The following is a 21292-nucleotide window of genomic DNA, read 5'->3' as shown; positions in this document are numbered from 1 at the left end:
GATCCGCATCGCCCTCATCAACCGCTTCAATGCGCTCGGCACCGCTGAGATCGTCCGCGTGGCATGACGCCGACGGGGAAAGGGGCCATCACGCCTCAGGCATGAGTTGCGCAACAACGCCCCTTGCTTGTCGAATGGGAACCGACACTCCGGCATACTGCCCATGGGCCGCGCGGCATGACAACATCATCGTAGGCCCGTCGCTTTCACCCCACAATTGTCGAGAGGATCTCATTCCGAACGATAACCGCTGGCCGTGAAGTGCTGATACGGCAAGCTGACGCAAACCATGGCCGACACGTGGAAGGACCGGCATCGCATCGCCGCGCGCCATGACCGGCACCCGGAAAATCTCCTTCCTTTCGCCAGCCGCTGCTGCCCTGATCCGGCTTCTAGGATCGCGCGGAGCCTGGTGATCCGTTCAAAGGCCCGCGGCGCCTTTTTTAACCGGCTGGAAGTAGTCCGGGCGTTCCTGTGTCAGCCGGGCGCCGAGGAGGATCGACTGCGACAGGTGCAAGCGCATGACGTCGGCTGCCGCGTCGGGGTCGCCCGCCGCAATGGCGGACGTGATCCGGCGGTGGTCGTCCAGGATCTGGTGCACCTTCTCGGGCTGCATCAGGTGCAGGGCGCGCAGGCGGTCGATGTGGATGCTTTCCCGGCGGATGACCCTGTGCACGGCATCAAGGTCGGCGGCGTGGAAGAGGGCTGCGTGAAACGCCAGATCCAGCCGGGAGAAGGCCGGCATGTCGCCGCGGGCCGCCTCGTCCGACTGAGCCTGGATCAGGGCGTCGAGCTCGGCTGCGACCTCGACGGGGGCGGACGATGCCACGCGGGTGGCGGCCTCGATCTCCATGGCGCTGCGAAGGACGTGGATCTGCCGGGCGTGGTGCAGGTCGATTCGGGTCACCATGGTGCGCGACTGCGGCATGATCTGGACCAGGCCCTCGTCGCGCAGGCCCAGCAGGGCGTCGCGCAGCGGTGTCGAGCTGGTCTCGTATCGCGCCGTCAGGTCGGCGCGCGACAGGATCGATCCAGGCGGCAGGTCCAGCGACAGGATGCGCCGACGCAGGTCGTCAGCGATGTCGTGACCCGCCTGCCTCATGCGCGTGCCCTGGCGGCGGACGGCTCGTCGTTCAGGAACATCTCGGGGCGCTCTCTCAGGTGACGGTCGAGAAACTCGAGCGAGCCGGCGATGTGTTCGCGCAGAAGCCGGGACGCGGCATCGGCCTGCCCTTCGGCAAGGGCATCGAGGATCCGTTCGTGCTGCTTCAGCGGCACGTCGACGCTGCCGCGGGCGTTGCCTTGGATGAAGCGGATGCGGTCCAGATGCCCCTTGCGGGCGTGGATCACCGACCAAATCTCGGGAAGATCTGCGGCGGCGAACAATGCCTCGTGAAAGCTGTCGTCCAGCAGGATGAACTCGGCCTGGCTGTTGCGGGCGGCGGCGATCTTCTGCGCGGTCAGGATCTCTCGTGCGCGGGTCAGGTCCGGGGCCGGTGTTGCGGCCAGCCGCTCGATCGCCGGCACTTCCAAGTTGGCGCGCAGGAAATGCGCCAGGCGCACGGCACGCGGCGAGATCCCTGCGACGAAGGTGCCGTGCTGGGGAGCCACCGTCACCATGCCATGTTCCGCCAGCCGCAGCAGCGCCTCGCGCAGCGGCGTGCGGCTGACGCCGAAGCGTTCGCAAAGCTCCCTCTCCTGCACCGGATGGCTGGGGGCGAGTTCGAGCGTCACGATCATCTGGCGAAGCTCGTCGTGAACGATGTCCGCACTGGACCGCCTGCGCATGTTTCACGTCCTTGTCTGTCAAACCGTGGTCAAGAAGTGCCAGTTGACCGCCTGCCCCGCAACCGAGAAACCGGTTGCCTTGACCCAACAAATATATTAGTGCGTCAACTGAGGAAAGAGCGAGATGCCCCAGGGAGGACATGGTATGACGTTCAAGACACTAACTGCGCTGTCCGCAATCGCGGTCTGCTTCATCGGCACCGCGGCGATGGCCCAGACCGACTGGCCACAGCGCACGATCAACGTGATCATCGGCGCCAGCCCCGGCGGCGACACCGATTTCAACGCCCGCACGATGGCGCGTTACTTCGAGGAGATCACCGGCGTCGGCATGGTCATCACCAACATGCCTGGCGGCGGCGCCACGATCGCCACCTCGGCCGTCCGTCAGGCCGATCCTGATGGCTACACGATGCTGTTCGGGCACACGGGGCACCTGATCGTGGCCGAGGTGTCGGGCCTGGCCGACTATGGCATCGACGATTTCGAGATCTGCTGCGTACCGGCCATCGACCAGGGCGCCGTGCTGGTGGCCAGCGCCTCTTCGGGCCTGACCTCGGTGGAGGACCTGCAGGCGGCAGAGCCCGGTAGCGTCACCTTCGGCACCGAGTTCGGCGGCTATTCGCACCTGCAGGGCCTGATCTTCCAGGAAGGCGCGGGCGTCGAGATGAACGTCGTGGACACCGGTTCGGCTGCCGAAAAGATCGCCTCGCTTCTGGGCGGGCGGATCGACGTTGCCGGCATCGCCTACGGGGCTGTTCAGGACTATGTCGAGGGCGGCCAGATGGTCGTGCTGGGCCAGCCCAACGACGAACGCAACGCGCTCCTGGGCGACATCCCGACCTTCAAGGAACAGGGCGTCGACTTCGTGATGAACAACCCCTACATCATCGCGTTCCCCGAAGGCACTGACCAGGCCATCGTCGACAAGATGGGCGAGGTCATGGAGCAGATCACCGAGAACCCGCAATACGCCAAGGATCTGGAGCAGGGCTTCAAGCAGCCTGTCGCCTTCATGCCCAAGGAAGAAGGCGTCGCGCGTCTGAACGAGATCCGCGACACCTACATGCCCTACAGCGACGCGCTTCAGGCCTCGCGCTAAGAGGCATCTGTTCGGCATCCGCTGGCGCCGGACCACCCCAGCCATTTCAGCAAGGGAGGGCTGCAGGATGCGGCTCAAGGACGTGATCGTCGGCACCGTCATGGCCGGCGCCGGTATCTTTTATCTGCGCATGGCGGCAGCGCTTCCCGAACGTGACGGCGTTGACGCCGGAACCGTACCGGGCATCCTTGCATGGATGATGATCGCCCTCGGCCTGATCGAACTGGTGGGCGCGCTGCGCCGTCCCCATGCATCCGAGGCAGAGACGCGGGCCGCCACCAGCGGGTTGGTCACCGTCGGGCTGACGCTGCTGCTGATCGCGGGCTTCATCGCCGCGCTGCGGCCCCTGGGCTTCCCGATTGCCACGTCCATCTACCTGTTCCTGCAGTTCCTAGTGTTGACGCCGAAATCCGCGTCGCGGTCGGTGCCGCTCTATGCGGGTCTGGCGGTCGCTTCGTCAGTGCTCATCTTCGCCACCTTCCGTTATGCCTTCGACCTTCTGCTGCCCGCGGGGCCGCTGGTCGCGTGGCTGAACTGAAAGCAGATCCATGTTCGACCTTCTGATCCAGGGTTTCGCGGCAGTCCTGTCGCTGAAAATCTTCCTGCTGATGACCGTGGGAGTCGCGGTTGGCATCGTTTTCGGTGCCGTTCCGGGCCTGACCGCCGTCATGGCCATCGCGCTGTGCCTGCCGATGACCTATGGGCTTGGCCCCGCGGCGGGCATCAGCCTGCTGATCGCGCTGTTCGTCGGCGCGACCTCGGGCGGCCTCATCTCGGCCATCCTGCTGAAAATTCCCGGCACGCCATCGTCTATCGCGACCACCTTCGACGGCGGCCCGATGATGGAAAAGGGCGAGGGCGCCAAGGCGCTTGGCGTCGGCATCGTGTTCTCGTTCCTGGGCACCATCGCCTCGATCGCCGCGCTGGCCTTCATCGCGCCGTCGCTGGCCAAGGTCGCACTGTCCTTCGGCCCGCATGAATATTTCGCCATCGCAGTGTTTTCGCTGACGCTGATCGCGACGTTGTCGTCGGGATCGATGGCCAAGGGCATCTTCGCGGGCGTTCTGGGCTTTGCCGTGTCCACCGTGGGCATTGCCCCTGTCGATGCGACGGCGCGCTTCACATTCGGCAATGTCGAACTGAACGCGGGCTTCTCCATCCTGACGGTGCTGGTCGGCATGTTCGCCGTGGCCGAGGTCATCAAGGTCGCCGAATCCGCGCGCCACCCGATCGACGGCGGCGCTGCCCCGCTGCCGGTCAAGATCAAGGGCTTCGGCTTTTCCATGGCCGAGTTCCTGGGCCAGATCCCGAACGCCATCCGCAGCGCGCTGATCGGCATCGGCATCGGCATCCTGCCGGGCATCGGCGCTGGCACGTCGAACATCATCGCCTATATCGCCGCCAAGAAGCGCTCGAAGACGCCCGAGGAATTCGGCAAGGGCACGATCGAGGGCGTCGTCGCGTCGGAAACCGCGAACAACGCCGGCATCGGCGGTGCGATGATCCCGCTGCTGACGCTTGGCATTCCTGGTGACGCGGTCACCGCGATCATGCTGGGCGGCCTGATGATCCACGGCATCCAGCCCGGCCCGATGCTGTTCATCACGCAGGCGCCGCTGGTCTATACCATCTTCGCGGCCTTGATCGTGTCGGCCGTGCTGATGCTGGTGCTTGAGTTCTGGGGCCTGCGGATCTTCATCAAGCTGCTGGCGATCCCCAAGCACATCCTGCTGCCGGTGATCCTGGTGCTGTGCGCCGTGGGGGCATTCGGCCTGGCCAGCCGCATTTTCGACATCTGGACGATCCTGGGCTTTGGCGTGCTGGGCTATGCCTTTGTCAAGGCGGGCATCCCGACCGCGCCCTTCATCATCGGCTTCATCCTGGGACCGATGGCCGAAACCAGCCTGCGCCGCGGCCTTCAGCTGTCGCGCGGCGACTGGACCGGCTTCCTGACCAACCCGATCTCGGGGACGTTCCTCGCGCTGGCCGTGGTGTCGATCGCCTGGCAGATGTGGGGGGAATACCGCGCCACTCGCGGGCCGGTCGCGGCCAACCCCCTGAAGCTCGGCGGCGAGGAATGATCCCCGCCCCCCTCTCCGAAACGCAGACCGACCCGAGGCTGACATGACCACTACCAAGAAACCCGCCGATCTGCGCAGCGCCCGCTGGTTCGCGCCTGACGACCTGCGCAGCTTCGGCCACCGTTCGCGCATGATGCAGCTGGGCTATTCCGAGGCCGACTTCATGGGCCGCCCGATCATCGGCATCCTGAACACCTGGTCCGAGCTGAACAGCTGCCATTCGCATTTCCGCGAACGCGCCGCGGACGTGAAGCGGGGCGTGCTGCAGGCCGGCGGCTTCCCGGTTGAACTTCCGTCGCTGTCGGTTGACGAAAGCTTCACCAAGCCGACCTCGATGCTTTACCGCAACCTTCTGGCGATCGAGACCGAGGAACAGATCCGCTCGCACCCGCTGGACGGGGTCGTGCTGATGGGCGGCTGCGACAAGACCACGCCGGGCTTGGTGATGGGCGCGCTGACCGCCGGCGTGCCGATGATCTACCTGCCCGCCGGGCCGATGCTGCGCGGCAACTATGCCGGGCAGAAGCTGGGATCGGGGTCGGATGCGTGGAAATACTGGGACGAACGCCGCGCCGGCAACATTACCGAGGAACAGTGGCAGGGCCTTCAGGGCGGCATCGCGCGTTCCGCCGGCGTCTGCATGACGATGGGCACGGCCAGCACCATGACCGCAATCACCGACGCGATGGGCCTGACGCTGCCCGGCGCATCCTCGGTTCCGGCGGTGGACAGCGGGCATCAGCGCATGGCCGCCGACTGCGGCCGCCGCATCGTCGACATGGTGTGGGAGGACCTGACCCCCGACCGGATCGTGACCGAGGCCGCCGTCAGGAACGCCGCCATCGTGGCGATGGCCACCGGCTGTTCGACCAACGCCGTCGTCCATCTAATCGCCATGGCCCGTCGGGCCGGAGTCGACCTGACGCTGGACGACCTTGACGCGCTTGGCCGCACGACGCCGCTGGTCGCCAACGTCCGGCCGTCGGGCAAGGACTACCTGATGGAGGACTTCTTCTATGCGGGCGGCCTGCGCGCGCTGATGAAGCAGATCGAGGACCGGCTGGACCTGACCGCCATGACCGTCACCGGCAAGACCATGGGCGAGAACCTGGAGGGCGCCAAGGTCTTCAACGACGACGTCATCCGGCCGCTGTCGAACCCGGTCTATCGCGAAGGATCGCTGGCGGTGCTGCGCGGCAACCTCTGCCCCGACGGCGCGGTCATCAAGCCTGCCGCCTGCGATCCGAAGTACCACGTCCACGAAGGCCCGGCGCTGGTCTTCGACAGCTACCCTGAGATGAAGGCCGCCGTCGATGACGAGAACCTGGACGTTACCCCCGACACGGTGATGGTGCTGCGCAACGCCGGCCCCCTTGGCGGTCCGGGCTTCCCCGAATGGGGCATGCTGCCGATCCCGAAGGCGCTGATCAAGCAGGGCCACCGCGACATGCTGCGGATATCGGATGCGCGGATGTCGGGCACCTCCTACGGCGCCTGCGTGCTGCATGTCGCGCCGGAAAGCTATGTCGGCGGGCCGCTTGCGCTTTTGAAGACTGGCGATATCGTGCGGATGGACCTGCCCGCGCGGCGCCTGGACATGCTGGTCGATGAAGCCGAGCTGGAGGCCCGCCGCGCCGCCTGGAAGGCCCCCGATCCACGGTTCGAGAGGGGCTGGGGCTGGATGTTCTCCAGGCACGTCACGCAGGCCGACAAGGGCTGCGACTTCGACTATCTCGAGCGTGGCTTCGGCCCCGCCGCCGGCGAACCGGAGATCTTCTGATGATGGCGCTGGATCAGGCCCTGACGGGCATCTCGGGCATCCTGGTGACGCCCTATGACGACAAGGGCGACATCGCCCCCGCGCGCTTGGCCCCGATCGTGGACCGGGCGCTGGCGGCAGGGCTGCACATGCCGGTCGTGAACGGCAACACGGGCGAATTCTATGCCCTGACCACCGATGAGGCCTGCACCATGGTGCAGGAGGTGGCAGGCCTCCTGGCCGGGCGCGCGCCGCTGCTGGCGGGTGTCGGGCGGGGTCTTCGCGATGCGCAGCGGCTGGCACGGGCATCCGTGGATGCCGGGGCGGCGGCGCTGATGGTGCACCAGCCGCCGGACCCCTTCGTCGCCCCACGCGGGGTGGTGGATTACCTGCGCGCCGTGTCGGACGCGTCCGGCGGACTGCCGATGATGATCTACCTGAGGAACGACGCCATCGGCACCCGCGCCATCGCCGATCTCTGCGCCGTGCCCGGCGTGCGCGGCGTCAAGTGGGCCACCCCCAACCCGCAGAAGCTGGCCGAGGCGAAGGCCGCTTGCGATCCCTCGATCGTCTGGGTGGGCGGTCTGGCCGAGGTCTGGGCGCCGACATTCTATGCCGTCGGCGCGCGAGGTTTCACCTCGGGGCTGATCAACGTCTGGCCGGAACATTCCGTCGCCATCCATGCCGCGCTGGAGGCCGGCGACTATCACAAGGCCAACGCCCTGATCGACCGCATGCGCGTCTTCGAGGACATCCGCGCGCAAGAGATGAACGGCACGAACGTCACCGGCGTCAAGGCGGCGCTGATCGCGCAGGGTCTGGACTGCGGGCCGACGCGCCCGCCGTCCGCCTGGCCGCTGACCGCGCCGCAGCAGTCGGACCTGGACCGCTTCATGGCCGCGAACGGCCTTATCTGAGGAACATATTCATGAGCGACTACATCCTGTCGAGCGAGACCCGGGAAAAGCTGAAGAAGGTGTCCACCGCCTCGGTCGCGACGGCGCTTTTCAAGCGCGGGCTGCGCAACCAGTTCGTCCAGGGCGTCCGGCCCGTGGAAAAGAAGCCCGTCACCATGGTCGGCCAGGCATTCACCCTGCGCTATATCCCGGCCCGAGAGGATCGCAACCCGCTGACCGTGTTCCGCAACCGCGACCACAAGCAGCGCGTCGCCGTCGAAACCTGCCCCGAAGGTCACGTTCTGGTCATGGACGCGCGCAAGGATAGCCGCGCGGCGACCGCAGGCTCGATCCTGATCACGCGGCTGGCCCTGCGCGGGGCGGCGGGCGTGGTGTCCGACGGCGGCGTGCGCGACGCGGCGGGCATCGGGGCACTGGACATGCCGGCCTATTTCGCGTGTCCTTCGGCGCCGACCAACCTGACGCTGCACGAGGCGATCGAGATCAACGTGCCCATCAGCTGCGGCGACGCGCCGGTGTTTCCCGGCGACGTGATGCTGGGCGACGGCGACGGGGTCATGGTGATCCCCGCGCATCTGGCGGACGAGATCGCGGGCGAATGCACCGGCATGGAGTCCTATGAGGATTTCGTGTTGGAGCAGGTGCAGGCAGGCGCCGGCATCATCGGCCTCTATCCGGCGACGGACGAGGAAAATCTGACGAAATACGCCGAATGGCGTGAACGGACAGGACGCTGACATGACCCATATTCCCCACGGCGACCACCTGATCGCAGGCGAGAAGATCCGGACCGAGGGACGTTTCTCCTCGGCCCCCGCGACGGGGCAGGCACATGAGTTCTCGGTCGGCAACCCGGACCTGGTGGCGCAGGCCTGCGCCGCCGCCGATGCCGCCTTCGGGGGCTTCGCCGCCACCACGCGCGAGGAGCGCGCGGCGCTGCTGGAGGCGATTGCCGAAGAGATCGACGCCCGCGGCGACGCCATCACCGAGGTCGGCAGCGCCGAGACCGGCCTGCCCCAGGCGCGCCTGCAGGGCGAGCGCGGCCGCACCACCGGCCAGCTGCGCCTCTTCGCGGACCACATCCGCAAGGGCGACTATCTGGACCGCCGCCACGACACCGCGCTGCCGGACCGCCAGCCGCTGCCGCGCCCCGACCTGCGGATGATGCAGCGCCCGATCGGCCCCATCGCCGTCTTCGGCGCGTCGAACTTTCCGCTGGCGTTTTCCGTCGCGGGCGGCGACACCGCGGCCGCCCTGGCCGCTGGCTGCCCCGTCGTCGTCAAGGGGCACAGCGCCCATCCCGGCACCGGAGAGATCGTTGGCGACGCCATCGTTGCGGCGATCAAGCGGCTCGGCATGGACCCGCGCATCTTCAGCCTGGTCCAGGGCGGCAAGCGCGACGTGGGCGAGGCACTGGTCACCGACCCGCGCATCAAGGCCGTGGGCTTCACCGGTTCACTTGGCGGGGGGCGCGCGCTCTATAACCTCTGCGCCAACCGCCCTGAGCCGATCCCCTTCTTCGGCGAGCTGGGCAGCGTGAACCCGATGTTCGTCCTGCCGGCCGCCGCCGGCGCGCGTGGCGAGGCCATCGGCCAGGGCTGGGCGGCCAGCCTGACCATGGGCGCGGGCCAGTTCTGCACCAACCCCGGCATCGCGGTCATCGTCGATGGCCCTGACGCCGACGCCTTCGCCGCAGCAGCGACCGAAGCGCTGCAGGCCACGGCCCCGCAGGTCATGCTGACAGATGGCATGGCCGACGCCTATCGCCAAGGCGCGGCCCGCGTCGGCGCGGGCAAAGGTGTGCGGTCGCTGGTGACGACGTCCTGCGAGGCGCGGAACGCCTCGCCCTATCTGTTCGAGGTCTCGGCCGCCGACTGGCTTGAGAACCATGAACTGTCCGAGGAGGTCTTCGGCCCCCTTGGCGTGATCGTGCGCGTCAAGGACGCCGCGCAAATGGAGGAGGTCGCCCGCAGCTTCGCCGGTCAGTTGACCGCCACGCTGCAGCTGGACGACGGCGACACGGAACTGGGCCGCCGCCTGCTGCCGGTGCTGGAGCGCATGGCCGGCCGCGTCCTGGCCAACGGCTTCCCCACCGGCGTCGAGGTCGCCGACAGTATGGTCCATGGCGGCCCCTACCCCGCCAGCACCAACTTCGGCGCGACCTCGGTCGGCACCCTGTCGATCCGCCGCTTCCTGCGTCCCGTCTGCTATCAGAACCTGCCAGAGGCGCTGATCCCCGCCGACCTGAACGACTGAACGGCTTCTTTGAATGAACTGCCGGGGGTGCTCTCTGATGAGGGCACCCCTTCGGTCTTGGCAGGAATCAATTCGGCTGGACGACGATGCAGGCGGGGTCGATACGCCCGCCGCCGGCATGGGCGATGATGTTGTTGGACCAGTGACGGACGATCCGGTGAAAGTTCTCTCGGCACCGTCCTCCGGAATGGGCCGACAGCACGGTGTTTGGCGCCGAAAGCAGCGGATTTCCAGGCGCGGGCGGCTCTTGCGAGAACGCATCGATCGCCGCGCCGCCCAGATGGTTGGACGACAGGGCTGCGGCGAGCGCGGCCTCGTCCACAAGGCCGCCGCGCGCGGTGTTCACCAGGAACGATCCGCGCGGCATGCTTGCCAGCCGGTCCGCGTCGATCAGGTGGCGGGTCGCGGCCGTCAGCGGAAGGTGCAGCGACAGCACGTCCGCCCAAGCGATCAGCCGCTCAAGCTCCATGTACCCGGGGACCGAGGGGTCAGAACCGGAGCTTCTGGTATAGGCGATGTCGCAGTCAAAGCCCGACAGACGCCGCATGACCTGCCGTCCGATCGCGCCCAAGCCCACAAGGCCGACGTTGGCCCCGGTCAGGTCACGGCCGGTTGAATAGAGATCCGGCTCGGCCCAACCGCCGCCGCGGATCAGGGCGTCCGCCTGCGGAATGCGCCGACGACAGGCCAGCATCAGCCCGATGGTCAGGTCCGCGACGGACGGGGCGTTCAGCCCCGGACTGCGGGCCACGACAATCCCGCGGTTGCGGGCGGCCTTCAGCGGAATGCCGTCGGTCCCGGTGCCCCATTGGTGGATCAGCTTCAGCCGCGGCGCCGCGGCCAGCAGGTCAGGCTCCAGCGGGACCGAGCGGACGACGGCATAGTCAGCGCCTGCCAGGGCGGCCGCGCGGGTTTCGCTGCGGTTGTCCTGAGTGAAGACAAGCTGCAGCCGGTCACCGATGATATGACGCAGCTGGTCTTTCGTCGGCGCGTCGAACGCCTCCAGCAGGGCGACGACCGGCGCGCTCATTTGCGGTTGCCGATCAGGTCGCGCAGCATCTCCTCCTCTTCGCCGGTCAGGTCGACGAGCGGGGCGCGCATCCGGCCGGCCGGGATGCCGCGCAGGCGGACGCCCGCCTTGATCGCCGATACGGCATAGCCGGCCTTGCGGTCGCGGATTGCGGAGAATGGGTAATAGAATTCGGTCAGCAGGCGTTCGCAGGTGGCGTCGTCCCCGGTGCTGAATGCGCGGTGGAACTCGACCGCCGTCTCCGGCACGAAGTTGAACACCGCTGAGGAATAGGTTGGCATCCCCGCCCCGCGATAGGCTTGGGCGAACAGCTCGTGCGTGGGCATGCCGCCGATGTAGCTGAGCCGATCTCCCACCCGCAGCGTCACGCGTCGCACCATGTCGATGTCACCGGTGCCGTCCTTGAAGCCGATCAGGTTCGGGCATTCGGCGCAGAGCCTTTCCAGCATGTCCGTGGTGACCCGCGCCTGGCCGCGGTTGTAGACGATCACCGCCATGTTGGTGGACCGGCAGACGGCGCGGATGCGGTCGGCGATGCCGTCCAGCGGCGCCTCGGTCAGATAGTGCGGCAACAGCAGAATGCCGTCGCCGCCCGCGGCCTCGATTGCCCCCGCCAGATCGCAGGCCATGCGGGTGCCATAGCCGCAGCCTGCGATCACCGGCCTGTCGGGGTCGGCCTGCCGCGCCGCGCGAACCGTCTCGACAATCTCGGCCGGGGTCAGCGAGAACATCTCGCCCGTGCCGCCGGCAACAATCAGGCCCGCAATCGGGTATCCCGACAGCCACTCCAGGTGCTGCCGGAAGGCGCGCGGGTTGAAGTTGTCGTCGTCGTCGAATGGCGTGACGGGGAACGACAGAAGTCCGGTCCGGATCGTGGACTGCAGGTCGGTGGGGTCGATCATCTTCAGGGTCCTTTCGGGGTCTTGCGGCAGTCGGTCATGTCAATGCGTCTTCGGCCGCGCAGGCAGCAGGAAGGGGGCCCGACCAGCGCTGCTGATCGGGAGCGTGGGATCGAGCGCTGGAAAAGCGTCAGGCGGCGTCGACGCGGGTCAGCAGCTTTTCGCCTGCGAAATGGGCGGCCAGGTTCTGGACGACCAGCATGGCCATCGCGTCGCGCGTCTCGACCGTTCCCGAAGCGTGGTGGGGCGACAGGACCACGTTCGGCAGGCCGGTCAGCCGGGGATCGGGGTGGGGCTCGTTCAGATAGACATCGAGGCCCGCATTCCCCAGCCCACCCGAGGACAGCAGGTCGATCAGCGCCTCCTCGTCCACGACGGACCCGCGCGCGACGTTCACGAAGGTGCCCTGCGGCCCGAGAGCCGCCAGCACGTCCCGAGAGATGAGGCCCCTGGTGTCCGGCCCCCCGGCGACGGCCGCGACCAGGATGTCGCTGTCACGGGCCAGCTGGATCAGGTCAGGTTCGAAGCGCCAGCCCAGTTCGGGCTTGGGACGGCGGCCGCCATAGGCGATCTGCATGTTGGAGGCTTCGGCGCGGCGGGCGATGGCTTGGCCCACATGTCCCATGCCGACGATGCCCATCCGCTTGCCGGCGGTGCGGGATTGCAGCGGATACATGCCGCTGCGGCCCCATTCGCCCGAGGCGGTATAGTCGTGGGCGCGCACCAGGTCGCGCCGCGCCGCCAGCGTCAGCAGCATCGCCATGTCGGCCACGTCGTCCAGAAGCGCTGGCGAGGAATTCGTCAGCGGGATGCCGCGGTCCGCCAGGGCACGGGTGTCGATGCTTTCGACCCCTGCCGAGACCGAGGCCACGATCTCGAGCCGGGGCAGCGCCGCGATGGTGTCGGCAGTCAGGGGCGTATGGCCGTTCGTCACGATCGCGCGGACGGCGCCCCCCGTTCGGGCCAGCAGGTCAGCCCGGCCGTCGGCGTCCAGCAGATCGTGACGGTGCAGGGTGTAGGCCTCTTCCAGGCGGCTCATGGCCGGTTCGCGGATCTGGGTCATCACGAGGACGTCGGGTTTCATGCCATCATCTCCTGGCGTTGTCTGCGTCTTGCGGCCTGCACGTCGGGATCGGGGTCCAGCGACGCGGCCATCAGGTTTCGGGTATAGTCCTGGCGCGGGTTGTCGAAGATCTGCCTCACCGGGCCCTCCTCGACCACGCGGCCCGACTTCATCACCACGACGCTGTCGGCGAAGTCGCGGACGACGGGCAGGTCATGGGCGATGAACAGATAGGCGATGTTCATCTCTCGCCCCAGTCGCGCCAGCAGGCGGATCACCTGCGCCTGAACCTGCACGTCCAGCGCCGACACGGCCTCGTCGCAGATGATCAGCCGCGGCTCCAGCGCGAGCGCGCGGGCGATGGCGATGCGCTGCCGTTGTCCGCCCGAGAACTGGTGCGGATAACGGCGGGCGTGGTCGGGTTCCAGCCCCACCTGCTCCAGCAGCTCGGCGACGCGGTCGCGCCAGCGGGGCTTGGGCAGGACGTCGGGGTGGATCACCCAGGCTTCCGAGATGATGTCGCGGACCGACATGCGGGGGTTCAGGCTCTGCGTCGGGTCCTGGAAGACCATCTGCACCTCTCGACGGACCTCCAGCAGGCGGCGCTGCGGCATCGTGAACAGATCTTCGCCGTTCCACATGGCGGTGCCGCCCGTGGCGGATTCCAGGCGCGTGATCAGCTTGGCGACGGTGGACTTGCCCGAGCCGCTTTCGCCCACCACTGCCACGCATTCGCCGGCATGGATGTCGAGGTCGATGCCGTGCAGGACCCTCACCTCGCCATAGGCCTTGGTGGCGCCGCGCATCTGCAGCAGGGGCGTGCGGCCGTCCGTGCTGTCGCTCATCTGGCCCTTGCCGGGGGCGGCGGCGATCAGCTTTTGCGTGTAGGGGTGCTGCGGGGCGCCGTGGATCTGGGCGGGGGTGCCGGTCTCGACCACCTCGCCCTTGTTCATGACGATGCAGCGGTCGGCGATTTCAGCCACCACGCCCAAGTCGTGGGTGATGATCAGAAGACCCATTCCGGTCTCTCGCTGCAGCTCCTCCAGCAAAGCCAGGATCTGCGCCTGCACCGTCACGTCCAGCGCGGTCGTGGGTTCGTCAGCGATCAGCACGTCCGGCTTCAGGGCCAGCGCCATGGCGATCATCACGCGCTGGCGCTGACCGCCTGAAAACTGGTGCGGATACTTGGCCGCGGCTTCGGCCGGATTGGGCAGGCCGACCTTGCCCAAAAGGTCCACCGTCTTGGCCTTTGCCTCGGCGCGCGGGGTGCCATGGATGACCATCGCCTCCTCGATCTGCCAGCCCACGGTCCAGACCGGGTTCAGGTGGCTCAGCGGGTCCTGGAAGATCATGGCGATGCGCGGGCCGTTGATCTTGCGGCGTTCCTTCGGCGTCATCTTCAGCAGGTCGCGCCCCTCGAACAGGATCTGGCCGCTGTCGATGCGCCCCGGCGGGATGTCGATCAGGTCCATCACTGCATTGGCTGAAACCGACTTGCCGGACCCGCTTTCGCCCAGGATGGCCAGCACCTCGCCCCGGGACAGGTGCCAGTTGACGTTGCGGACAGCGCGGACCGGGCCGCGGGCGGTCTCGAAGGTGACCGAGAGGTCTCGGACCTCGAGGATGGGATCAGGCATCAGAGCTCCTCCGCGTTTCCAGGCGCCAGTTCTGCTGCGGGTCCAGCGCCACGCGCAGCCAGTTCGACAGCAGGTTCAGCGACAGAGTCGTCAGGATGATCGCGAGGCCCGGCCAGAATGACAGCCACCACGCGCTGGTCAGGTATGGCCGCCCCTGGCTGACCATCAGACCCCAGGTGATCTCGGGCGGCTGGATGCCGATGCCCAGGAACGAGAGCGAGCTTTCGGCCAGCATCACGAAGGCGAAGTCCAGCGTCGCGATGGTCAGCAGCGTCGGCAGCACCACGGGCAGAATGTGTCGCAGCACGATCCGCCGGCTGCTGGCGCCCATGACCAGGGCGGCCTGCACGAACATGCGTTCGCGGATCTCCAGCACCTCGGCACGGGCGGTGCGCAGATAGACAGGGATGCGGGTGATCGCCAGGACCAGGATGATGTTGCCGACCGCGGGCTCCAGCATGAAGAGGACGATGACGGCCAGCAGCAGCGACGGGAAGGACATGATCACGTCGGCCAGCCGGGGGATGATCTGGGACATCCGGCCGCGGGAATAGCCCGCGACGAGGCCCAGCCCGGTACCTACGACGAAGGATGCGGCAACGGCGCCGGCGGCCACCATCAGCGTGTTGCGCGACGCCACGATGATGCGCGCCAGAAGCGGTCGGCCCAACTGGTCGCCGCCCAGCACGAAGGCCCAGCCACGGCTGAGGTCAAATGGCGGCGCGTTGCGACCGCGCAGGTTCTGCCGGGTGGCCAGATCGCCCAGCAGCATCGGGCCCAGGATGGCGCAGAGGATCATGACGGCCAGGAAGACGGCCGCGACCAGCGCGGTCTTGTCGGCCACCAGCATCCGACCATAACGGACCAGCATCGGCGCATCTTCGGCCGATGCCGAGACGTTGCGCGTGGCGGCGGTGTTCGGGGGGCTTTCGTGGGTCATGGCCATCTCAGTACCGGATGCGGGGGTCAAGCAGGGCATAGGCCAGGTCGATCAGCAGGTTCATGACGAAGATGGCGACGGCGGTCACCATGATGGCAGCCAGGATCACCGCGAAGTCGCGCTGCAGGATCGAATCGATCATCAGCTTTCCGACGCCGGGAAAGCCGAAGATCGTCTCGACCACGACGGCGCCGTTCAGCATGCCCGCCGCCTGGTCGCCCATCACGGTGACCACGGGCAGCATGGCGTTGCGCAGCGCGTGGGTGAAGATGATCGGCCGCGGCGCCACGCCCTTCGCGCGGGCGGTCTTGACGTAGGCCGAGCCGAGCGCGTTGATCATCGATCCCCTCACGACCTGCAGGATCAGCCCGAAGGGCCGGATGAACAGCACCGACACCGGCAGGATCCAGTGCCAAATCGACCCCGTCCCCGAAGTCGGAAGCCATCCGAACCCGACCGAGAAGATGACGATCGCGACGATGGCGATCCAGAAGTCGGGGGCTGATGCACCGATCAGCGAAAAGAACGTCGCCACCCGGTCCAGCGGGCCGCCGACGTTGAAGGCCGCCAGCGACCCCAGGATCACCGCCGCGACCGTCACGAAGACCATCGTCACCAGCGCCAGGACCAGCGTCCACTGGAACGCCTGCAGGACGACTGCCAGCGCGGGTTCCGCGCTGCGCAGCGAGGTGCCGAAGTCCAGCCGCGCCATGTCGCCCAGATAGCCTGCGAACTGCAGCAGGATCGGCTCGTTCAGGCCGTTCAGCTCGCGGAAGTTGTCGCGGACCTCCTGACTTGCATCCAGCGGCAGGTACAGGTCGGTCGGATCGCCGGTCAGCCGGCTGAGGAAGAAGACCGCGATCACTAGGAAGGCAAGCGAGATGGCACTCGCCACGGTGCGTCGCGCGATGAAATGGCCCATTGGATCGTCCTTCGGTTCGGGGAACGGGGTGGACCGGCGGCGGGCGCCGGTCCGGATGCGGCGATCAGTCGAACTTGATCTCGGCCAGTTCCAGTTCCGAATTGGTCGCGATGGAGGGGCGGAAGTCCAGCCGCTCGGCCACCCGGCTGAAGCCGACCATGTGGAACAGCAGCACGTCGGCGACCAGTTCCTCCTGCACCTTCTGGAAGGTCTGGCTCCACAGTTCGTTGCGCTCTTCCCCGGTGGCGGCGGTGGCGCTAGCAATCATGGCGTCCAGATCCTGATCGCAGGTGCCGGACTGCAGGCCTCCGCAGGCGTACTTGAAGTACATCGAGAAGACCGGATCGCCGCGATTGTTGTCGTGCATGGCGGCGACGATGCGCGGCTTTCCGTCATCGGGGAACGGCTTGGAATAATATTCCGTCCACTGTGCCACGTCCATCATCTGAAGATCGATGTTGAAGCCCACGTCCTCGAACATCTGGGTCAGCGCCTCCATGACTTCGGTCACGTTGGCGAAAAGGCCCGTGCGGCCGACCAGCACGATCTCGGTATCGACGGGGACGCCATCGGCGCGCGCCTCCTCCAGAAGCTGGCGGGCCTGGTCGGGATCATAGGCTGGCGGGGTCAGAGCGTCGTTGGTGCCCGCCGTGGTCGGCACGACGATCTGCGTGGCAAGCTCGGTGTCGGCGGGCAGCAGCGTGCCCAGGAACGCTTCCCGGTCGACGGCCAGGTTCAGCGCCTTGCGAACCCGCAGATCATCCAGAGGCGCGGTCATCGTGTCGATCCGCAGATAGGTCGTCTCCGAGTTCGGATAGGAGAAGTCCGTCGCCTCGTTGGTGGCGTCGATCTCGCTGATCAAGGGGGCGATGTCGGCCTCTCCGGTCTGCACCATAGCCGCGCGCACCGCGTCGTCGGACCGGAAGACATAGGTCGCGCGGGTGACCTCGGGCGTCTCCCCCCAGTAATCGTCGCGGCGGTCCAGGATCAGGTTCTGGCCGACGTTCCATTCCGACAGGACATAGGGCCCGGTGCCGATGGGATCGCGGGTGTACTCGCCCATCGGCGTCTCTTCGGGCACGATGGTCAGCGTGGACATCAGCAGCGGCAGGATCGGCTGCGCCGGGTCGGCGGTGATGGCGACGGTGTGGTCGTCAACGGCCTCGGCGGTGATGTCGAGGCCGCCGAAATACTTGGCGCCGGTTTCGCAGATCAGCTGGTCCGAGGTCGTGCGGTTGATCGAATGAACGACATCGGCCGCGGTAAAGTCGGTTCCGTCCGAAAACGTCACGCCCTCGCGCAGTTTGAAGGTCCAGGTGCCGTTTTCGCCCTCTTGCCATTCGGTCGCAAGGCGGGGGGACAGGCTGCCGTCGGCGGGGTTCAATTCCGTCAGCGTCTCGGAGATGTTCTGCAGGATGACCCGGCCGATGTTGGACTGCGCGGCCATGCAGGGGTCGATCAGGTCCAGCTCCTCATTGAGGGCGATGGTGATGGCGCGGTCGTCCTGCGCCTGCACGGCGCCTGCCGACAGGCCGATGCCGATGGCCGCGCAGCACAGCAGATGCCGGGTGACGGGCTTCGATCTTGATGCGATCGTCATGCGTTCTCCTCCCATGTGGTGACGGCATCTTTCGGCGCGAAGCGCAGCGGGCCGTCTTAAGATGCTGCCGGTCGATGCCTCCCAGCCTCCGCAGCCCTGTCAGGATTGTTCACTTCCGGGGTCTTGTGAACCGGGAAACTTATGCGCAGTGATGCGATCTGTGTATCAATCAAGCGCGTGGCGGTATCAGGCGGACGGCCCGATGCCCGCCGCCGCCGGGCCTGACCGGGCGGTGGCGCCGATCAGGACCGTCGCCGCCAGGATCAGCATGGCCCCGATCCAGACCGCCGCGCCGATCACCTCGCCGAAGAACACAAAGGCCAGAGTCGCCACCAGCGGCAGGCGCAGGAAGTCCAGCGGCGCGATCAGGGACGCGTCGGCCATCTGCAGCGCACGGGTGACAAGGGTCTGGTTGGCGGCGCCGATCGCGCCCTGCAGCGCCAGAAGCGCCCAGACCTCGGCGCTGATCGGGCTCCAGAAGAAGGCCGCCGGAATGGCGGCCACAGGCACCGTGACGATCAGGTTCCAGGCGACCAGGGTCGTCGCCGGGTCGCGGCGGCCCATGACCTTCAGCAGCAGCTGAATCGCCGCCGTCATCGCGGCCGACGCCAGGGCCAGCAGAAGAAACGGGTTCGCCCCGCCCTGCCCCGCCGCGATGCCGGGGCGCAGGATGACGATGATGCCGACAAAGCCCACGGCCACCGCCAGCAGGCGCAGCGGGTGCGGACGCTCGGCCAGGAAGATCCAGGCGCCCACCATCACGAACAGTGGTGCGGCAAAGCCGATGGCGGTGACGGTGGCCAGCGGCGCCCCCGCCAGCGCCCCGAACAGCGCCACCAGTGATCCCAGCTTCAGGATCGCCCGCAGCAGGTGCAGGCCGCGCCAGTGGCTGCGCAGCATCGCGGGGCGGCGCAGGATCATTGGCAGGATCGCCAGCGCGCCGAAAAGGGTCCGGGTGAAGCCCATGACGAAAGGATGCACGTCCGGCGACAGGAGGCGGACGACGCAGGCGTCGATCGCGTTGATCAGCGCGACCAGCATCATCAGGCTGACGCTTGTCAGCGGTCGACTATCATTCATGCCGCCTCTTTCGTCGCAGGGGGTGGATCGACATCCCGGACCGGCCCGGCCTATCCTGCGCGCCGGCACAGGGAGGGATCGGTATGGGCAGCCACCCGTTTGAATTGGGCCAGTTGCGAGCGTTCGTCGCCGTGGCCGAGGAGTTGAACTTTCGCCGTGCGGCGCAACGCCTGAACATGTCGCAACCGCCGCTGTCGCGCAACATCCGTCTTCTGGAGGATGCGATCGGCGTCCGCCTGTTCGACCGCACGAACCGCTCGGTCCGGCTGACGGCGGCGGGGGCGCGGTTCCTGAGGGACGCGGTCGACATCCTGCAGCGGGCCGAAAGCGCGGCGCTTCTGGCCCGGCGCGCCCAGAAGGGAGAGGCGGGCAGCGTCGTCCTGGGCTTCGTCCCCTCGGCCTCGGTCGAGATCATCCCGCGCATCGTCGCCCGCCTGTCCCGCACCATGTCCGAGGTCGAGATCCACATCCGCGAGATGATGACTTTCGAACAGGCCGAGGGGCTGCATGCGGGCACGCTGGATCTGGGCATCTTCCGCCTGACGGGCCGGGGGCCGGGGTTGCCGATGCGCCGCATCTGGTCGGAACCCTTCGTCCTGGCCGTCCCCCGCCACCATCGCCTGGCGACGAAGCCGGTCGTCGAACTGGCGGACCTGCACGGCGAAAGCTATGTCGGCTATTCGACCGAACGCGGCGGCTTCCTGCACGAGGTCGTGCAGGGCTTTCTGAACACGCGCGGGGTCACGCCCGATGTCGTTCTGACCATGGCGCAGAGCCACTCTGTCGTTCAGATCGTGAACGAGGGGCTTGGCATCGCGCTGGTCCCCCGCGCGATGGCGATGATCGCCTCGGCCGACACGGTGATGCGGCGGGTGATCGACCTGCCCGACAGCTTCCGCTCGGACCTTTACCTTGCGACGGGGCCGTCGCGCATCCCGCTTCATGTGCAGCGCGTGGCCGAGATGGTCGAGGACGAACTCTCCACCGACCGCCTCGACAGGGTCGATGGCGATCCCCTGCCGCGCATCTTCCTGCCACCGACGGGGGTCTAGCCCTGGCATGGACGAAAGGATCATCCGTGTGCAGCCGTCGCCACGCACCGCCCTTGATCTGCGCCACGCCCCGCTCTAGATCCGCTCTTGCGGGACCGGCCCCCTCTGGCGTCATGATCGACACGATCTGGCGCGATGTCGGACCGCATCGAGCGTGCTCGGTGCGACGGCAGCAAGTCCCCTCCCTCGCGTCCTGCACGATGGCATCATTCGCGAGGGCATCGAGGAATTCCTTCTCATCCTCTTTCTGGGCAAGCCGCTGTGGATGTGGCTTTTGTTCATGGGCCTGGTCGTGGCGCTGCTGGTCTTCGACCTCGGCGTGCTGAACAAGGACGATCATGAGATCGGCATCGCCGAAAGCCTCAAGCTTTCGGCCATGTACATCACGCTTGGCCTGGCCTTTTCAGGCTTCATCTACTGGCAGATGAACGGCGAGGCGACGGCGCAGTACCTGACCGCCTTCATCGTCGAGAAGACGCTGGCGATGGACAACATCTTCGTCATCGCGCTGATCTTCAGCTTCTTCGCCATTCCGCGCCAATACCAGCACCGCGTGCTGTTCTGGGGCATCCTCGGCGTGATCCTGCTGCGCGGCATCATGATCGGCCTGGCCGCGCCCATCGTCGAGCACTATCACTGGGTGCTCTATATCTTCGCGGCCTTCCTGATCTTCACCGGCATCAAGATGCTGTTTTCGGGCGACCAGCCGCATGACATGGCCGAGAACAAGCTGCTGGCGTTCCTCCGCCGCCGGATGCGGGTCACCGACCAGCTGCACGGGCATGACTTCATCGTCAGGCAGCCCGATCCCAGGACAGGAAAGGTCGTCCGCTTCGCAACGCCGCTGCTTCTGGCGCTGATCGTGATCGAGGTGGCGGATCTGGTCTTTGCTGTGGACTCGGTCCCGGCCGTCTTCACCATCACCACCGATCCCTACATCGTCTACACCTCGAACATCTTCGCGATCCTGGGTCTTCGCGCGCTCTACTTCGCGCTGGCGGCGATCCTGCACCGCTTCGCCTACCTCAAATACGCGCTGTCGATGGGCGTTGTTGCGTAACTCTGACGTGGGACGATTCACATCGCGAACCCGTGCGGTTAGACGGGTCGCATGAGTAAGCCTCCACCCGCCCGCTACCGCACGACGAACTGGTCCAGCTATAACG

The 21292-nt window shown here is 67.0% G+C and carries 19 protein-coding genes; 9 read left to right on the top strand and 10 right to left on the bottom strand.

The window, feature by feature from the left end; translation table 11 throughout:
* Positions 1 to 421: 421 nt before the first annotated feature.
* On the bottom strand, positions 422 to 1102 hold the full coding sequence (locus OC184_RS15655; RefSeq protein WP_265508110.1) for a GntR family transcriptional regulator: 681 nt from the start codon (positions 1100 to 1102) through the stop codon (positions 422 to 424).
* Positions 1099 to 1788 carry a GntR family transcriptional regulator gene (locus OC184_RS15650; RefSeq protein WP_265508109.1) on the bottom strand — a complete coding sequence of 230 codons (690 nt, stop codon included), beginning with the start codon at positions 1786 to 1788 and terminating at the stop codon, positions 1099 to 1101. The genes OC184_RS15655 and OC184_RS15650 overlap by 4 nt, the downstream gene beginning before the upstream one ends.
* A 145-nt stretch (positions 1789 to 1933) precedes the next feature.
* On the opposite strand from OC184_RS15650, the gene OC184_RS15645 reads away from it, so the two are divergent.
* The 7 genes from OC184_RS15645 (at position 1934) to OC184_RS15615 (ending at position 9903) form a co-directional block, all read left to right on the top strand.
* Positions 1934 to 2890 (top strand): tripartite tricarboxylate transporter substrate binding protein, encoded by a 957-nt coding sequence (locus tag OC184_RS15645; protein WP_265508108.1) that lies wholly within the window; start codon positions 1934 to 1936, stop codon positions 2888 to 2890.
* A gap of 67 nt (positions 2891 to 2957) precedes the next feature.
* Positions 2958 to 3428 carry a tripartite tricarboxylate transporter TctB family protein gene (locus OC184_RS15640; RefSeq protein ID WP_265508107.1) on the top strand — a complete coding sequence of 157 codons (471 nt, stop codon included), beginning with the start codon at positions 2958 to 2960 and terminating at the stop codon, positions 3426 to 3428.
* Positions 3429 to 3438: 10 nt separating this feature from the next.
* Positions 3439 to 4971: a tripartite tricarboxylate transporter permease gene (locus OC184_RS15635; protein WP_265508106.1), complete on the top strand. Its 1533-nt coding sequence runs from the start codon at positions 3439 to 3441 to the stop codon at positions 4969 to 4971.
* 43 nt (positions 4972 to 5014) lie between these two features.
* Positions 5015 to 6751, top strand: a complete 1737-nt coding sequence (araD, locus tag OC184_RS15630; protein ID WP_265508105.1) for an L-arabinonate dehydratase — start codon at positions 5015 to 5017, stop codon at positions 6749 to 6751.
* Positions 6751 to 7647, top strand: coding sequence for a dihydrodipicolinate synthase family protein (locus OC184_RS15625; protein ID WP_265508104.1), 897 nt, complete (start codon positions 6751 to 6753; stop codon positions 7645 to 7647). Before araD ends, OC184_RS15625 begins: the two co-directional genes overlap by 1 nt.
* 11 nt (positions 7648 to 7658) lie before the next feature.
* Positions 7659 to 8384, top strand: a complete 726-nt coding sequence (locus tag OC184_RS15620; protein WP_265508103.1) for a ribonuclease activity regulator RraA — start codon at positions 7659 to 7661, stop codon at positions 8382 to 8384.
* A 1-nt stretch (position 8385) separates the two neighbouring features.
* Positions 8386 to 9903 carry an aldehyde dehydrogenase (NADP(+)) gene (locus OC184_RS15615; RefSeq protein ID WP_265508102.1) on the top strand — a complete coding sequence of 506 codons (1518 nt, stop codon included), beginning with the start codon at positions 8386 to 8388 and terminating at the stop codon, positions 9901 to 9903.
* A gap of 67 nt (positions 9904 to 9970) precedes the next feature.
* Here OC184_RS15615 and OC184_RS15610 read toward each other — a convergent pair whose 3' ends face one another.
* The 8 genes from OC184_RS15610 to OC184_RS15575 form a co-directional block, all read right to left on the bottom strand.
* Positions 9971 to 10933, bottom strand: coding sequence for an NAD(P)-dependent oxidoreductase (locus OC184_RS15610; protein WP_265508101.1), 963 nt, complete (start codon positions 10931 to 10933; stop codon positions 9971 to 9973).
* Complete coding sequence (locus OC184_RS15605) at positions 10930 to 11832, bottom strand: 5-dehydro-4-deoxyglucarate dehydratase (protein ID WP_322630213.1); 903 nt, start codon at positions 11830 to 11832, stop codon at positions 10930 to 10932. The genes OC184_RS15610 and OC184_RS15605 overlap by 4 nt, the downstream gene beginning before the upstream one ends.
* Positions 11833 to 11962: 130 nt before the next feature.
* On the bottom strand, positions 11963 to 12916 hold the full coding sequence (locus tag OC184_RS15600; RefSeq protein ID WP_265508099.1) for a 2-hydroxyacid dehydrogenase: 954 nt from the start codon (positions 12914 to 12916) through the stop codon (positions 11963 to 11965).
* On the bottom strand, positions 12913 to 14532 hold the full coding sequence (locus OC184_RS15595) for an ABC transporter ATP-binding protein (protein ID WP_265508098.1): 1620 nt from the start codon (positions 14530 to 14532) through the stop codon (positions 12913 to 12915). The genes OC184_RS15600 and OC184_RS15595 overlap by 4 nt, the downstream gene beginning before the upstream one ends.
* Positions 14525 to 15472: an ABC transporter permease gene (locus OC184_RS15590; RefSeq protein ID WP_265508097.1), complete on the bottom strand. Its 948-nt coding sequence runs from the start codon at positions 15470 to 15472 to the stop codon at positions 14525 to 14527. The genes OC184_RS15595 and OC184_RS15590 overlap by 8 nt, the downstream gene beginning before the upstream one ends.
* A 7-nt stretch (positions 15473 to 15479) precedes the next feature.
* Positions 15480 to 16394, bottom strand: a complete 915-nt coding sequence (locus OC184_RS15585) for an ABC transporter permease (RefSeq protein WP_265508096.1) — start codon at positions 16392 to 16394, stop codon at positions 15480 to 15482.
* Between the two features lie 64 nt (positions 16395 to 16458).
* Positions 16459 to 17994: an ABC transporter substrate-binding protein gene (locus tag OC184_RS15580; RefSeq protein WP_265508095.1), complete on the bottom strand. Its 1536-nt coding sequence runs from the start codon at positions 17992 to 17994 to the stop codon at positions 16459 to 16461.
* 186 nt (positions 17995 to 18180) lie between these two features.
* Positions 18181 to 19074, bottom strand: coding sequence for a DMT family transporter (locus OC184_RS15575; RefSeq protein WP_265508094.1), 894 nt, complete (start codon positions 19072 to 19074; stop codon positions 18181 to 18183).
* An 83-nt stretch (positions 19075 to 19157) separates the two neighbouring features.
* On the opposite strand from OC184_RS15575, the gene OC184_RS15570 reads away from it, so the two are divergent.
* Together OC184_RS15570 and OC184_RS15565 are read left to right on the top strand one after the other, a co-directional pair.
* On the top strand, positions 19158 to 20126 hold the full coding sequence (locus OC184_RS15570) for a LysR substrate-binding domain-containing protein (protein ID WP_265508093.1): 969 nt from the start codon (positions 19158 to 19160) through the stop codon (positions 20124 to 20126).
* A 265-nt stretch (positions 20127 to 20391) separates the two neighbouring features.
* The gene (locus tag OC184_RS15565) at positions 20392 to 21186 is read left to right on the top strand and encodes a TerC/Alx family metal homeostasis membrane protein (protein WP_265508092.1); all 795 of its coding nucleotides are present in this window, start codon (positions 20392 to 20394) and stop codon (positions 21184 to 21186) included.
* Positions 21187 to 21292 lie beyond the last annotated feature (106 nt).

Origin of the sequence: Paracoccus rhizosphaerae (genome assembly GCF_026162645.1) — a bacterium.
Taxonomy (GTDB): domain Bacteria; phylum Pseudomonadota; class Alphaproteobacteria; order Rhodobacterales; family Rhodobacteraceae; genus Paracoccus; species Paracoccus rhizosphaerae.
This window is presented reverse-complemented; position numbering and strand designations above follow the sequence as displayed.

Bases quoted from the DNA above. Each gene is read 5' to 3' on its own strand.
- OC184_RS15610 (WP_265508101.1), bottom strand. From the start codon at position 10,933: ATGAGCGCGCCGGTCGTCGCCCTGCTGGAGGCGTTCGACGCGCCGACG.
- OC184_RS15565 (WP_265508092.1), top strand. From the start codon at position 20,392: ATGTGGCTTTTGTTCATGGGCCTGGTCGTGGCGCTGCTGGTCTTCGAC.
- OC184_RS15655 (WP_265508110.1), bottom strand. From the start codon at position 1,102: ATGAGGCAGGCGGGTCACGACATCGCTGACGACCTGCGTCGGCGCATC.
- OC184_RS15590 (WP_265508097.1), bottom strand. From the start codon at position 15,472: ATGACCCACGAAAGCCCCCCGAACACCGCCGCCACGCGCAACGTCTCG.
- OC184_RS15595 (WP_265508098.1), bottom strand. From the start codon at position 14,532: ATGCCTGATCCCATCCTCGAGGTCCGAGACCTCTCGGTCACCTTCGAG.
- OC184_RS15570 (WP_265508093.1), top strand. From the start codon at position 19,158: ATGGGCAGCCACCCGTTTGAATTGGGCCAGTTGCGAGCGTTCGTCGCC.
- OC184_RS15585 (WP_265508096.1), bottom strand. From the start codon at position 16,394: ATGGGCCATTTCATCGCGCGACGCACCGTGGCGAGTGCCATCTCGCTT.
- OC184_RS15625 (WP_265508104.1), top strand. From the start codon at position 6,751: ATGATGGCGCTGGATCAGGCCCTGACGGGCATCTCGGGCATCCTGGTG.
- OC184_RS15580 (WP_265508095.1), bottom strand. From the start codon at position 17,994: ATGACGATCGCATCAAGATCGAAGCCCGTCACCCGGCATCTGCTGTGC.
- OC184_RS15650 (WP_265508109.1), bottom strand. From the start codon at position 1,788: ATGCGCAGGCGGTCCAGTGCGGACATCGTTCACGACGAGCTTCGCCAG.
- OC184_RS15635 (WP_265508106.1), top strand. From the start codon at position 3,439: ATGTTCGACCTTCTGATCCAGGGTTTCGCGGCAGTCCTGTCGCTGAAA.
- OC184_RS15620 (WP_265508103.1), top strand. From the start codon at position 7,659: ATGAGCGACTACATCCTGTCGAGCGAGACCCGGGAAAAGCTGAAGAAG.
- OC184_RS15600 (WP_265508099.1), bottom strand. From the start codon at position 12,916: ATGAAACCCGACGTCCTCGTGATGACCCAGATCCGCGAACCGGCCATG.
- araD (WP_265508105.1), top strand. From the start codon at position 5,015: ATGACCACTACCAAGAAACCCGCCGATCTGCGCAGCGCCCGCTGGTTC.
- OC184_RS15575 (WP_265508094.1), bottom strand. From the start codon at position 19,074: ATGAATGATAGTCGACCGCTGACAAGCGTCAGCCTGATGATGCTGGTC.
- OC184_RS15645 (WP_265508108.1), top strand. From the start codon at position 1,934: ATGACGTTCAAGACACTAACTGCGCTGTCCGCAATCGCGGTCTGCTTC.
- OC184_RS15615 (WP_265508102.1), top strand. From the start codon at position 8,386: ATGACCCATATTCCCCACGGCGACCACCTGATCGCAGGCGAGAAGATC.
- OC184_RS15640 (WP_265508107.1), top strand. From the start codon at position 2,958: ATGCGGCTCAAGGACGTGATCGTCGGCACCGTCATGGCCGGCGCCGGT.